Below are 13,229 nucleotides of genomic sequence, written 5' to 3' on the forward strand. Positions count from 1 at the left end.
TGGACGCATGAATGCGTATTCCCATCCGACCGGCTGCCCAACCACACCTGCATGACAGACCGATGACTGGATCATGCCTGCGCGAACCTGACTGAAATGTTTGTTGAAAACATGCGGTATTCCCCTACACCGCATCGCGCTTCAAGAGGTAAAGCGTGCGTGAAAACGCTGCGCCGATTCATCGGCGCAGCGTCGGTGGGTACGCGTTCGCTAGCGGTGCCCGCGTTCTTCCTTCGAACGTGCGCGTCGATCGAAGATCAGCGCACTGAGGATGATGCCCAGCCCCAGCGCTACGCCAATCAGCATCAACGTAAACGCAATGGCGGGATAGCCGAAGAAGTGCCAACCGGTGTCGACCTTCATCATCATCGCCGCAGCCAGGATCAACGCAGCGGTGACGATGCCGGCGGAGACGCGGTTGGCGATCTTCTGCAGGTTCTCCATCAACCGCGATTCCTCCAGCCCGGTCACCTTCATCTGCAGGCGGTTCTCGGCCAGCAGCGCGAGGATGTCGGACATCTTGCGTGGCCCTTCGCGCAGCAGTTGCTGCACCTCCATCGCTTCGCTGGCCAGGTTGGCGGCCGACAGCGACTTCTTCAGGCGCGCGCGCATCACGTGTTGCAGCTGGCGCTCGACGATGCGGCGCGTGTCCAGATCGGGCGACAGCAGCCGGCACACGGCTTCCAGGTTGAGCAGTGCCTTGCCCAGCAGGCTCAGTTCCGGCGGCGTGCGCAGGCCGCTGGCGGTGGCGATGCGGACCAGGTCCAGCACCACGCGGCCTTCGGAGAAGGTGCCGCTCGCGGCGTAGCGCGCGATCACCTGGCCCGTCTCGCGCAGGTAGCGCTCCTCGTCGAACGATTCCAGCCGGGTGCTGATGCCGATGATCTCGTCGGCCACTTCCTCGCCACGCCCGTCCACGGCCGCGAACAGCAGTTTCAGCAGTCGCTCGCGCAGGCGCGGCGGCATGTGCGCCACCATGCCCAGATCGAAGATCGCCAGTCGGCCTTCCGGGGTGACGCGCAGGTTGCCGGGATGCGGGTCGGCATGGATCTCGCCATGCACGAAGATCTGGTCGATGTAGCCGCGGATCAGCGCGGCCGCCAGTGGCGCCATCGGTTCCTCGGTGCGGCGTACATCGGGAATCATGTCCACCCGCACGCCTTCGGCCAGCTCCATGGTCAGCACGCGGTGGCTGCAGTAATCCCAGATCGGCTGCGGCACCCACAGCGGTTTGAACGGCTTGAGGTGCTGGCCGAAACGCTGCAGGTTCTCGGCCTCGGCCTGGTAGTCCAGCTCCTGCATCAAGGTCTTGGCGAATTCATTGAGCCAGTCGCGCAGGCGCACGCGACGACCCACCTGGGTGAGGTGGTCGGCGGCCAGGGCGAAGCTGCGCAGCACGTCCAGGTCCGAACGCAGCTGTGCGGCCACTTCCGGTTTCTGCACCTTGACCGCGACCTGGCGGCCGTCGTGCAGCTGCGCGCGGTGCACCTGGGCGATGGAAGCGCAGCCCAGTGGCACCGGGTCGAAGCTGGAGAACAGCTTGGACACCGGCGCACCCAGCTCCTGCTCGATGATGCTGCAGATGCGCTCGACCGGGATCGGCGCCACCTTCTCCTGCATGCGTTCCAGCGCCGTGGCGAACTCCACCGGCACCATGTCCGGGCGGGTGGACAGCATCTGGCCGAGCTTGACGAAGGTCGGCCCCAGAGATTCCAGGTCGGTGACGAACTGCTCCGGGTTGCCTTCCGGCGGCAGGTCATGGACTGCACGCGAATCCAGGTTCATCCCCGAGAACACCCCGGAATGGCGGTAGCGCAGCAGCAGGCGCAGGATCTGGCTGCGGCGGTTCATGCCCTTGACCAGCGAGGGAGAAGCAGGGGCGATGGGCGTGGTATTCAAGCAGGGCTCCGGGGCGACACGTACCCGCAGTGTCGCCGCAGCGCGGTCGTGGAGCGGTGAACCCGCGCGATCTTCCACGAACGTGCCCGAATCGGTCAGAATCGGCGCCTCCCCTTGATCTCTGGAATGCCATGGCCGGTGCCAGCCTGTTTGCGTTGCTCGACGATATCGCCGCCCTGCTGGATGACGTCTCGGTATTGACCAAGGTGGCGGCCAAGAAGACCGCCGGCGTGCTCGGCGACGACCTGGCGCTGAATGCGCAGCAGGTGACCGGGGTCAACGCCAACCGCGAGCTGCCGGTGGTGTGGGCGGTGGCCAAGGGCTCGCTGGTCAACAAGGCGATCCTGGTGCCGGCGGCGCTGGCGATCAGCGCGCTGGAGGCCTGGCTCAAGAGCAAGGGCTATCCGATTCCGATCGTGGTGCCGCTGATGATGATCGGCGGCGCGTTCCTCTGCTACGAAGGCGTGGAGAAGCTGGCGCATCGCTTCCTGCATTCGAAGGAAGAGGATGAGCAGAACAAGGCCGCGCGCGTGAAGGCACTGGCCGACGAGAAGGTCGACATGGTCGCCTGGGAAAAGGACAAGGTGAAGGGCGCGGTGCGCACCGACTTCATCCTCTCGGCCGAGATCATCGTGCTGTCGCTCGGCGTGGTGTCGGCCGCGCCGTTCCTCAACCAGGTCACCGCGCTGGTGATCATCGCCCTGGCGATGACGGTGTTTGTTTACGGGCTGGTGGCGGGCATCGTGAAGCTGGACGACGTGGGCCTGTACCTGTCGCGCAAGGGTGCGGGGCTGGCCGCCATCGGCCGCGGCATGCTGGTATCCGCGCCGTGGCTGATGAAGTTCCTGTCGGTCGCCGGTACGGCGGCGATGTTCCTGGTCGGCGGCGGCATCCTGGTGCACAACGTGCCGGCGCTGCACCACTTCGTCCTTGAACTCAGCGGCGACAGCCAGTGGGGCTGGTTGACCAACGCGTTTGGCAACATGGTGGTCGGCGTGATCGCCGGGGCGGTCGTGCTGGCGGCGGTGATGGGCTTCCAGAAGATGCGCGGAAAGAAAACCGCACATTGATCGCCAGGCCGCGCTGGATATCCCGGACATCGCGGCGGATGCAGGGGTGCTCAACGAACGGTAGAGCCACCCCATGGGTGGCTTCGCGGTCCTGGCCGAAGCGCAGCCACCCATGGGGTGGCTCTACCGGCCGTAGGGCAATCAGCCGGCTTGTACGCGGTTCTTGCCCACGCGTTTGGCTGCATACAGCGCCGTGTCGGCGCGCTTGAGCAGCGCGTCGGCGTCTTCGCCCGGCTGCCACTGGCTCAACCCTGCGCTGAAGTGCACCAGCACCCGGTGCCCGTCCAGCTCCAACGGTCGCTGCGCCAGCGAGCGCTGCAGGCGCAGCACGGTCGACATGCTGTCCGCGCCAGGGGTCTCTGGCATGAGCAGCACGAACTCGTCGCCGCCGATGCGGGCGATGGTGTCGGTACTGCGCAGCAGCAGCTGGCAGACCGTCACCAGATGGCGCAGAACGGCGTCACCACCGGGGTGGCCGTAGCTGCTGTTGGTCTGGTGGAAGTCGTCCAGGTCCAGCAGCGCCACCGCCAGCGGATGCGCGTGGCGGGCGGCGCGGGCCAGCTCGCGTTCCAGCAGCTCATCGAAACCGCGGCGGTTCAGGGCGCCGGTCAACGGGTCGGTCCGCACCAGGCCGGACACATCGCGCAGCTCCTGTTCCAGTTCGGCAATGCGCGCCTCGGCCTGTTCGACTTCGCGGCGTGCGTTGCCCAGGTGGTCGCGCGCCTGCAGTGCCTGCTCCTGCACGCGTCCGGTGTCCTGCAGCACGTCCTGCAGCAGCTGGTTGAGGTCGGCGATGCTGCGCGCCTCCTTCAATGCCAGCGCATAGCTGCTGATCCGGTCGTGGTATTCGCCGGTGCTGACCGCCATGCCGTCCAGGCGCTCGATGAAGCCGCCCATCAGGCTCTTCATGGCAATCTTGGATTCGGAAATGCCCTGCTTGAGCAGGCCCTGCTTGTAGATCACCTCGCGCAGGTTGGCGCGCGCCTGTTCCACCGAGTCGCGGTCCAGTGGGCCGCTGATCAGCGACCGCACCGCATGCACCTGGCCGTGCAGCCAGCTGCTGTCGTCCAGCAGTTCGCCGATGTTGTCCAACAGCAGGTCGAACAGGCTCAGCAGCAGTTCCTGCTGCTCCTGCCAGCCATCGCTGCGCACGCCGATCTGGTGGGTCAGCTCGCGCAGGCGCAGTTCCAGCGGCTGCAGCGGCTGCCCCGGATGCCACTGGCGCAGCTCGGCCGCGATCTGCACCGGCTCGTCCTTCAGCTCGGGCATGTTCTGCAGCAGGCTGGCCACGGTGACCCCCAGGGTGTGCCGCAGCAGTTCGCGCAGGCGCAGGCTGTCGGGCTGGCCGTCGGGGCTGTCCTGCTCGATGGTGCGGATGTACTTGTCGATCAGCTGGCGCATGGCCCGGCCATAGCTGACCCAGTCGGCACTGCGCTGTGCCGACTGCAGGCGCAGGCCCATGTCGCCCAGCTCGCCGGGCAGGGTGGACATGCCGTGGGCGAAGGCCGCCAGCAGGGGCTCGGGCTGTTCGGCCCCAGCAAACAGCCGCTGCAGCATGGCGCTGCTGCCGCCCTTGGGACCGGGCGCCTCTACGGTCACGTCCACCACGGCACTGGCCGCCTGTCGGCGCGACAGGAGCCGGCCCACGGCAGTGCCAGGGCTGGGAGGTGCGTCGTGTGAGTCCTTCATGCGGCGGGTCCTGGGCGGGGGCACCGGCCGCAGGCGGCCGGACGGGGGAGAACGTTGGAACAGTATCGGCGGCGCGGTCGCCGGCTTGAACCCGGTGGCTGTGCCACGATGGCAGGCAATCCGACGGCAGGAGTATGCGATGAAGGTGATGCTGGTGGGGGCGACCGGGCTGGTCGGCGGGCAGGTGCTGCAGCAGTTGCTGGACGACGCCCGCTGCGATGCGGTGGTGGCGCCGACGCGGCGGCCGTTGGACCTCGCCAATCCCGCCCTGCTCAATCCGGTAGTGGACTTCGACCGGCTGCCGATGAATGCCGATTGGTGGGCGGTGGACGCGGTGATCTGCGCGCTGGGCAGCACTATCAAGCAGGCCGGCAGCCGTGAGACCTTCGCCCGGATCGACCACGATTACCCGCTGCGCGTGGCCGAGCAGGCCCGGGCGCGCGGCGCGCATGCGTTCGTGCTGAATTCGGCGAAGGGGGCCGATGCGGGGTCGCGGATCTTCTACAACCAGGTGAAGGGGCGGCTGGAGCAGGACCTGCGCACGCTGGGGTATCCGTCGCTGACGCTGGTGCGACCCGGCCTGATCGGCGGCGAGCGCAAGGAACGCCGCACCGGCGAACACCTGGCCAGCCTGGTGCTGGGGACCCTGGGTCCGATATTGCCGCGCGCGTGGCGGATCAACCCGGCCGAGCGCATCGCCGCGGCGATGGTGGAGGCGGCACTGGCGCCGCGTCCGGGCGTACATGTGATCACATCAGCCGAGCTGGTCTGACGCCGGACCATTTCGCGACCTGACCAAAACCGGTGTTGTAGAGCCACGCCCTGCGTGGCTGAGCAGGAGCCGGATCCAACGGTAGAGCCACCCCATGGGTGGCTGAGCAGGGTGCCGGATCCAACGGTAGAGCCACCCCATGGGTGGCTGAGCAGGGTGCCGGATCCAACGGTAGAGCCACCCCATGGGTGGCTGAGCTAGATGCCGGATGGACAACAGCCACCCATGGGGTGGCTCTACGGTAGGTGGCGCCGCGCCGGTCAAACGAGACAATGCTGAGCACATTCGGAGGATTCGCAGAGACGAGCACGGTTGTGAATGTCTAGCCTCGTTGCTTGTCATAAGCCATCGAGGAATCACAGATGCTCGGAACTTGCGTGCGAATGATGGCGGGCGCCGCCTTCCTGTTCGCGGTGGGCGTAATCAACTCGGCCCAGGCGGAATCAAGCCCCGGCCCAGGTGTTCATCACCTGTCGCTGCGTGTCATGGATGAGGGCCGGGAGGTGATGGCACCGTCGGTGCAGATGACCGCCGACGGACCAGTCCAGCTCTCGATTGGTAATGAGAAAAAAACATACACGCTTGAACTGGATATTCTGGAGCGCTCAGACTCCAGGACGTCCGATGCGGCGGCAATGCAGGTTGTTCTGTGGCGGGGGGCCGTGGGTTCGGGATCGCGCTTGCTGGATCGGGTGATCCTGCTGACCCCCAATGGCGACGTCACGCCCGCCGCTACCGTTTCTGACAAGCAGCGATCAACGGGAGCCTCCGTAGAGCTGATCTCACATGCCCTGCAGTGGCCTTCGGCCGATGACCTCGGGTCTGCGCGATCCTGACCAATCCGTAGCAGTACACGTGAATGCACAACGAACAACGGCCACCGTGAGGTGGCCGTTGTCGTTACATCAATCGGTGTGCCGACCAACGGTCGACACCTACACGGCCAGCGCCAGATCATCCAGCATCGCGCGCAGGAAGCGTGCGGCTTCGCCGCCGGTGGCGGCGCGGTGGTCGAACGTGACCGACAGCGGAATCACCTTGTGCGCTTCCACGCCGCCCATCACCGGGGTCATCTGGTGGCGGGCGCGGCCCGCACCGACGATGGCCACGCACGGCGGCACCACCACCGGGGTCGCGTAGCGGCCGGCGAACATGCCAAAGTTGGACAGCGAGATGGTGTAACCGCTGAGTTCGGAGGCCGCGATCGCACGCGATTCCACCTGCTCACGCAGGCGGTTGACGCCTTCGCGGATGCCCCGTGCATCCAGCACATCGGCGTTGCGTAGGGCCGGCACGAACAGGCCGTCATCGGTATCCACCGCAATGCCCACGTCCACGTGCGCGTGCAGCGTACGGGTCAGCGCCTCGCCATCGAACCACGCATTCAAGGCGGGCACCTTCTGGCAGCCCACCACGATCGCACGCACCAGGCGGGCGGTGACGTCATTGCCCGGCACCCACGCGTGGATGTCGGCATCGTCGTTCAGCGTGGTCGGTACGACCTTGCTGTGCGCGTCGGCCATCACCCGCGCCATGTTGCGGCGAACGCCTTTGAGCTGTTCCGGCTGGCCCTTGGCCACCACGCCCGGCGGCTGGGTGCGCATCGGCTTGCCCGCGGCGGACAGCGGCGCGCGGGCCTCGGCCGGGCGTGCCGCCGGAGCGGGCGCGGCAACCGCTGCCGTAGCAACCGGTGCCGGTGCGGCGCCGATCTTCGCGCTGCCATCGGCTGCTGCCTGCTTGACGTCGGCCATGGTGACCGCGCCATCGGTGCCGGTGGCACGCACGCGGCTGAGGTCCACACCCAGCTTTCGCGCGGTGGCGCGCACGGCAGGAACGGCCTTCACCCCGCCTACCGCCACGGCCTGTTCGGCGTGCACGGCATTGGAGCTCTGCATCGCGCCGACCACGGTACCGGCGTCATCGCGCTCGGCGCCCGGCTTGGCGATCTCGCCGCCGTCATCGGAGGCGACGACCTTGTCCGGCTGGGCCGCAGCGGTCTGCCCGGTGATGGGCGTCGGCGCGGCGGCCGGGGCGGCGTGCCCGTGGCTGTGGCCGGTGTCCTGGCCATCGGCACGCTGCGGCAGGTTGGGGTCCAGTTCGAACTGGGCCAGCACGCTGCCGGTGGGAATGATGTCGCCGGCGCCGCCGGCCAGCTTCAGTACCTTGCCGGAAAACGGCGACGGCACTTCGACCACGGCCTTGGCGGTCTCCATGGAGACCAGCGGCTCATCCAGCTTGATGACGTCGCCTTCCTTGACGAACCACTCGACGATGGTCGCGTCGGGCAGGCCTTCGCCGAGGTCGGGCAGGTGGAAATTCTTGTTCTCACTCATGTGCAGTTCTCTTCCAGCAGTTCGAGATCGCGGGCCGGCAGCCAACCCGTCGCGCCGTTCGCGCGTTCGGACCACCACCAGCCGCCGTGTTCATGATGCAGTTTGACCAGTTCGCCGCTGTCCACATCCAGTTCGCGGGCGTCGTAGTCGCGCATTGCTTCCGCGCGACCCTCGTCCAACCGCTGCAACCACGCCACCGGTGCCCAGCCGGCACGCCCGTCATCGGTGCGTACCCAGGCAAACGCCGGCCATTCCTCGTCACGAACACCCAGTTCGACGATCTGGCCGGTGCGGAACCGGAGCGGGTTGGGGTACTGGCTGCGGTACGGGCCTAGGAGACGGGCCCGCATGTCAGCCCGCCGCCACCGCGCGTTTGGCCGCGCTGACGATCCGGTCCACGCTGGGCAGGTACTTCATTTCCAGGCGGAACAGCGGAATGTGGGTGTCATAGCCGGTGACGCGCTCGACCGGTGCCAGCAGGTCGTACAGCGATTCCTCGGCCAGGCGCGCGGCGATTTCCGCGCCGAAGCCCGCCGTCTTCGGGGCCTCCTGCACGATCACGCAGCGGCCGGTCTTGGCGACCGATTCGGCGATGGTGGCGAAGTCGAGCGGGCGCAGCGTCGCCACGTCGATCACTTCGGCACTGATGCCTTCGCCGGCCAGCTTGTCGGCTGCTTCCAGTGCTTCCTTCACCTGCGCGCCCCAGGTCACCAGGGTCACGTCGGTACCGTCGCGCAGCACGAAGCAGACGTCCAGCGGCAACGCTTCACCGTCATTGACCACCACTTCCTTGTACTGGCGGTAGATGCGCTTGGGCTCCATGTAGATCACCGGATCCGGCTCGCGGATCGCGGCCAGCAGCAGGCCATAGGCACGCTGCGGCGACGACGGCAGCACCACGCGCAGGCCCGGCACGTTGGTGAAGATGGATTCGTTGGCTTCGCTGTGGTGTTCCGGCGCGCGGATGCCGCCGCCCCACGGCACGCGCAGCACCATCGGGCAGTGCAGGCGGCCGCGGGTGCGGTAACGCAGGCGCGCGGCGTGGCAGATGATGTGGTCCACCATGGGGTACATGAACCCGTCGAACTGGGCTTCGGCCACCGGCTTCATGCCCTGCGCGGCCAGGCCGATGGTCAGGCCGGCGATGGTGGTTTCATCCAGCGGGGTGTCCAGGATGCGGTCGGCGCCGAAGCGCTGCTGCAGGCCGGCGGTGGCGCGGAACACGCCGCCGTTGACGCCCACGTCTTCGCCCAGCACCAGCACCGACTTGTCGTGCTCCAGCTCCCAGGCCAGCGCCTGGGTGATGGCTTCGATGAGGGTGATCGGGGTGGTGGTCATGGTCTGTTCTCCGCGCGCGATGGCGGCGCTGTCGGCGGCATTGGTCTGCGCGCTGGAGGCGCCGTTCTTGATCTCATCCATGGCGCTGCTCCAGGGCGATGGCCTGTGCACGCTGGGCCAGCAGGTCCTGCGGCGGATCGGCGTAGAGGAAGTCGAACATCGCCTCGACCGGCTGCACCGGGGTGTTGAGGTAGAGGTTGACCTCTTCATCGACGCGCTTGCCGCACTCTGCGGTCCACGCGGCTTCTTCTTCCTCGCTCCACACGCCGGCATGGGTCAGGTACTTGCGCAGGCGCAGCATCGGCTCGCGCTGCCAGGCATCCTTCACTTCGGCGTCGTCGCGGTAGCGGCGCGCGTCATCGGCGGTGGTGTGGTCGGAAAGGCGGTAGGTCATCAGTTCCAGCACCGTGCCGCCGTCACCGGCCAGCGCACGTTCGCGCGCCTGCAGCATGGCGGCCATCACGGCGATCAGGTCGTTGCCGTCCACCTGCAGGCAGAACAGGCCACCGGCCAGGCCCTTCTGCGCCAGCGTTTCGGCACCAGTCTGGGCCGAGCGCGGCACCGAGATGGCCCAGCCGTTGTTGACGATGCACAGGATCAGCGGCAGCTTGTAGGCGCCGGCCGAGTTGAGCGCCGCATAGAAGTCGGTCTTGGAACTGCCACCGTCGCCACACACGGCCACGGCGATCTGCTTCTCGTTGTTGAGCTTGAACTTCAGCGCCGCGCCGGCCGCGTGCAGGCACTGGGTGGAGATCGGCACGCAGAACGGGAAGTCCTTGGCGGCATTGCCGCCGTAGTCGTTGCCGCGCTCGTCGCCGCCCCAGTACATCAGCACATCGTGCGGGCGCACGCCGCGCATGAACATGGCGCCGTACTCGCGGTAGGACGGTGCGAACACGTCGTCCTTCTGCATCGAGGCGCCAATGCCCACGTGCGCGGCTTCATGGCCCAGGCACGCGGCATAGGTGCCCAGCTTGCCGGTGCGCTGCAGCGCGATCGACTTGCCGTCGAACACGCGCACGAACAGCATCTGCTTGAACATCGGCAGCAGGGCGCGCGGATCGCGCAGGGCTTCAGGCAGGTCATCGCGGACGAGCGTGCCGTCCGTGTCCAGGTACTGGAGGTATTCGATCTTGAACTCAGCGGCAACCGTCATTGCGTACTGCACCTTCGACAGGAAGTTACAAATGATATGAATTGCCATGTTAAGGAAGGCGTACGAAAAAGCCGTCCTGCGGCGCAGCAAGATGTCCCGAGGGACAGCCTGCCGGTATACGCCTCCGGGGCCGGAAATGCCAATGCCTGCAACGTATTCAGTTGCCCTAACCGGGCATGAGCGGCCGCAGCAGGGCGCCGCAGGCCCCACCGCGCGGCAGGCCGGGGCGCGCAGAAACCCCGCCCGCTCGGCCACCAAACGCCGGCGGATGGTGATTGCCGCCCGGGAGCGCATGCTCTGCGCTACCCTTTGACCCCCTCACGCGGCCCCTGCCATGTCCGTCGAAAAGAACCAACGCGATCTCGAAGCCGGTATCCACACCGACCTGGAAGGGCGCCTGACCTATGGCGGCTACCTGCGACTGGACCAGCTGCTCTCGGCCCAGCAGCCGCTGTCGAACCCGCCGCACCACGATGAAATGCTCTTCATCATCCAGCACCAGACCTCGGAGCTGTGGCTGAAGCTGCTGGCCCACGAGCTGCGCGCGGCGATCGGGTTCCTGCAGCGTGACCAGGTCTGGCAGTGCCAGAAGGTGCTGGCGCGCAGCAAGCAGGTGCTGCGCCAGCTCACCGAGCAATGGTCGGTACTGGAGACCCTGACCCCCTCCGAGTACATGGGCTTCCGCGACGTGCTGGGGCCGTCGTCGGGCTTCCAGTCGCTGCAGTACCGCTACATCGAGTTCCTGCTGGGTAACAAGAACGCGCAGATGCTGCAGGTGTTCTCGCATGACCCGGACGGCCAGGCGCAGCTGCAGCAGGTGCTGGACGCGCCCAGCCTGTACGAGGAGTTCCTGCGCTACCTGGCCCGGTTCGGCCATGCCATCCCGGCCGACTACGTGGCCCGCGACTGGCGGCAGCCGCACGTGGCCGACGACGCCCTGCACCCCGTGTTCGAGCGGATCTACCAGAACACCGACCGCTACTGGCGCGAATACGCGCTGTGCGAGGACCTGGTGGACCTGGAGACCGCCTTCCAGCTGTGGCGCTTCCGGCACATGCGCACCGTGATGCGGGTGATCGGCTTCAAGCGCGGCACCGGCGGCTCCAGTGGAGTGGGGTTCCTGCGCCAGGCGCTGGAGCTGACCTTCTTCCCGGAGCTGTTCCAGGTGCGCACCACGATCCGCAACGACGACCCGATGCCGCCGGACGCCTGACCGCGCCGGGGTCTCCGCCAAGCCTATTCATATTTTCCCGGTGCATCCGCCGTACGGTGCGGCAGGCCCCGCCGTTGCTGCGCTGGCGGCTGCGGGGCGGTAGTTGCAGATGCAAGTTCAGCGACCATGCGGCCAGCTGCACACATCGGTGTGTATTTGACGTGAACGCCGTTGTTCTGGGATTCTCCCGCGTTGTCTCGCACATCGGACGTGCATGTCATCCACCGAACCCAGGAATCCCGCATGAGCGTAGACGCCGCCGCGAAATCCGTTCCCGATCCGGCGCTGCCGGAGTTCAAGACCACGCTCGGCCACCCGCGCCCGCTGTGGATGCTGTTCATGACCGAGTTCTGGGAGCGCTTCGCGTTCTACGGGATCCGCTGGGCGCTGGTGCTGTACATCGTGGCCCAGTTCTTCGACGGCGATTCCGCCGGGCAGGCGGCAGCCAGCCGCACTTACGGTGCCTACCTGGCGCTGGTCTACGCCGCAGCCATCTTCGGTGGCTACGTGGCCGACCGGGTGCTGGGGTACCAGCGTTCGATCCTGACCGGTGCGGTGATCATGGCAGCCGGTCTGTTCATGGTCGCCATGCCGAACAAGGAAGTGTTCGAATTCGGCCTGGCCACGATCATCATCGGCAACGGCCTGTTCAAGCCGAACATCTCCACCATGGTCGGCAAGCTGTACGGCCTGAAGGATGAGCGCCGCGATTCGGGCTTCACCATCTTCTACATGGGCATCAACATCGGCGCGATGATCGCGCCCGTGTTCACCCAGTACCTGGCCGAAAAGGTCTTCGGTACCGAAGCCATGCCGGCCTACAAGATGGTGTTCATTGCCTCGGGTATCGGCATGCTGCTGAGCCTGGTGTGGTTCTACATCGGCCGTGCCGGCCTGAAGGGCATCGGTGCACCGCCTGCAGGCGGCGAGGGCATGGGCCGCGTGGTGATGGTGTTCGTCGGCTCGCTGGTCGCCGTTCCGGTGGCCTACTTCCTGTTGTCCACCGGCGCGACCGCGCTGGCCTGGATCCTGGGCATCATGTTCGTGGCACTGGGCGTGCTGCTGCTGGTGGAAGGCATCCGCGAAGGCAAGGTCCAGCGTGACCGCGTGATCGCGATGCTGATCATCTTCACCTTCAACGTGATGTTCTGGATGTTCTTCGAACAGGCAGGCAGTTCCTTCACCTTCCTTGCCGACGAAATCGTCAACCGCAAGATGGGCAACTGGACCTTCCCGACCGCGTGGTTCCAGTCGGTGAACTCGGTGGCCATCATCGCGCTGGCGCCGATCATTGCCTGGATCTGGATCAAGCTGGGCCGCGCCAACCCGTCCATCCCGCGCAAGTTCGGCCTGGGCCTGCTGTTCAATGGTGCGGCCTTCGCGCTGCTGATGCTGGCACTGTCGAGCATGGTGGTGGACGGCAAGATCCCGTTCTGGACGCTGTTCATGGTCTACGTCATCCAGTCGGTGGGTGAGCTCTGCCTGTCGCCGATCGGCCTGTCGATGGTGACCAAGCTGGCTCCGGTACGCCTGGTCGGCTTCGGCATGGGTGGCTGGTTCCTGTCCACCGGCATCGGCAACAACCTGTCGGGCATCTTCGCCGGCATCGTCAGCGGCGAAAGCGGCATGACCGTCGAATCGGCGTTGAAGGGTTACACCTTCGGCTTCTGGGCGTTGATGGGTTCGGGCGTGCTGCTGTTCCTGATCGCCCCGCTGATCAACAAGCTGATGCACGGCGTCAAGTGAGGTCTGCGATGCG

The 13,229-nt window shown here is 66.6% G+C and carries 11 protein-coding genes; 5 read left to right on the top strand and 6 right to left on the bottom strand.

Annotation, left to right across the window (positions count from 1 at the left end; genetic code table 11):
- Positions 1-210: 210 nt before the first annotated feature.
- A complete protein-coding gene (locus tag ACOZHM_RS05010; RefSeq protein WP_421568114.1) occupies positions 211-1,851 on the bottom strand; it encodes an ABC1 kinase family protein in 1,641 nt (546 codons plus the stop codon).
- Between the two features lie 179 nt (positions 1,852-2,030).
- Between ACOZHM_RS05010 and ACOZHM_RS05015 the strand changes: the two genes are divergently transcribed.
- A complete protein-coding gene (locus tag ACOZHM_RS05015; RefSeq protein ID WP_421567904.1) occupies positions 2,031-2,969 on the top strand; it encodes a DUF808 domain-containing protein in 939 nt (312 codons plus the stop codon).
- A gap of 141 nt (positions 2,970-3,110) precedes the next feature.
- Here ACOZHM_RS05015 and ACOZHM_RS05020 read toward each other — a convergent pair whose 3' ends face one another.
- Positions 3,111-4,658, bottom strand: a complete 1,548-nt coding sequence (locus ACOZHM_RS05020) for a GGDEF domain-containing protein (RefSeq protein WP_421567905.1) — start codon at positions 4,656-4,658, stop codon at positions 3,111-3,113.
- A 139-nt stretch (positions 4,659-4,797) separates the two neighbouring features.
- Here ACOZHM_RS05020 and ACOZHM_RS05025 point away from each other — a divergent pair, with 139 nt between their 5' ends.
- Positions 4,798-5,430 (top strand): NAD-dependent dehydratase, encoded by a 633-nt coding sequence (locus ACOZHM_RS05025; RefSeq protein WP_421567907.1) that lies wholly within the window; start codon positions 4,798-4,800, stop codon positions 5,428-5,430.
- A 362-nt stretch (positions 5,431-5,792) separates the two neighbouring features.
- Complete coding sequence (locus ACOZHM_RS05030; RefSeq protein ID WP_421567909.1) at positions 5,793-6,266, top strand: hypothetical protein; 474 nt, start codon at positions 5,793-5,795, stop codon at positions 6,264-6,266.
- Between the two features lie 99 nt (positions 6,267-6,365).
- On the opposite strand, the gene ACOZHM_RS05035 is transcribed toward ACOZHM_RS05030, so the two are convergent.
- Genes ACOZHM_RS05035 through pdhA form a run of 4 tightly spaced genes read right to left on the bottom strand, consistent with a single transcriptional unit; the run spans position 6,366 to position 10,257 of the window.
- Positions 6,366-7,763 carry a dihydrolipoamide acetyltransferase family protein gene (locus ACOZHM_RS05035; protein WP_421567910.1) on the bottom strand — a complete coding sequence of 466 codons (1,398 nt, stop codon included), beginning with the start codon at positions 7,761-7,763 and terminating at the stop codon, positions 6,366-6,368.
- A complete protein-coding gene (locus ACOZHM_RS05040; protein WP_421567911.1) occupies positions 7,760-8,113 on the bottom strand; it encodes an SH3 domain-containing protein in 354 nt (117 codons plus the stop codon). The genes ACOZHM_RS05035 and ACOZHM_RS05040 overlap by 4 nt, the downstream gene beginning before the upstream one ends.
- 1 nt (position 8,114) lies before the next feature.
- Complete coding sequence (locus tag ACOZHM_RS05045) at positions 8,115-9,182, bottom strand: alpha-ketoacid dehydrogenase subunit beta (RefSeq protein WP_421567913.1); 1,068 nt, start codon at positions 9,180-9,182, stop codon at positions 8,115-8,117.
- On the bottom strand, positions 9,175-10,257 hold the full coding sequence (gene pdhA, locus ACOZHM_RS05050; protein ID WP_421567914.1) for a pyruvate dehydrogenase (acetyl-transferring) E1 component subunit alpha: 1,083 nt from the start codon (positions 10,255-10,257) through the stop codon (positions 9,175-9,177). Before pdhA ends, ACOZHM_RS05045 begins: the two co-directional genes overlap by 8 nt.
- A 334-nt stretch (positions 10,258-10,591) precedes the next feature.
- On the opposite strand from pdhA, the gene ACOZHM_RS05055 reads away from it, so the two are divergent.
- Positions 10,592-11,470 (top strand): tryptophan 2,3-dioxygenase, encoded by an 879-nt coding sequence (locus tag ACOZHM_RS05055; protein WP_421567915.1) that lies wholly within the window; start codon positions 10,592-10,594, stop codon positions 11,468-11,470.
- 243 nt (positions 11,471-11,713) lie between these two features.
- Positions 11,714-13,216: a peptide MFS transporter gene (locus ACOZHM_RS05060; protein ID WP_421567917.1), complete on the top strand. Its 1,503-nt coding sequence runs from the start codon at positions 11,714-11,716 to the stop codon at positions 13,214-13,216.
- The last annotated feature ends 13 nt before the right edge of the window (positions 13,217-13,229 follow it).

This window comes from Stenotrophomonas sp. PD6 (genome assembly GCF_049199305.1).
Classification (GTDB): Bacteria; Pseudomonadota; Gammaproteobacteria; order Xanthomonadales; family Xanthomonadaceae; genus Stenotrophomonas.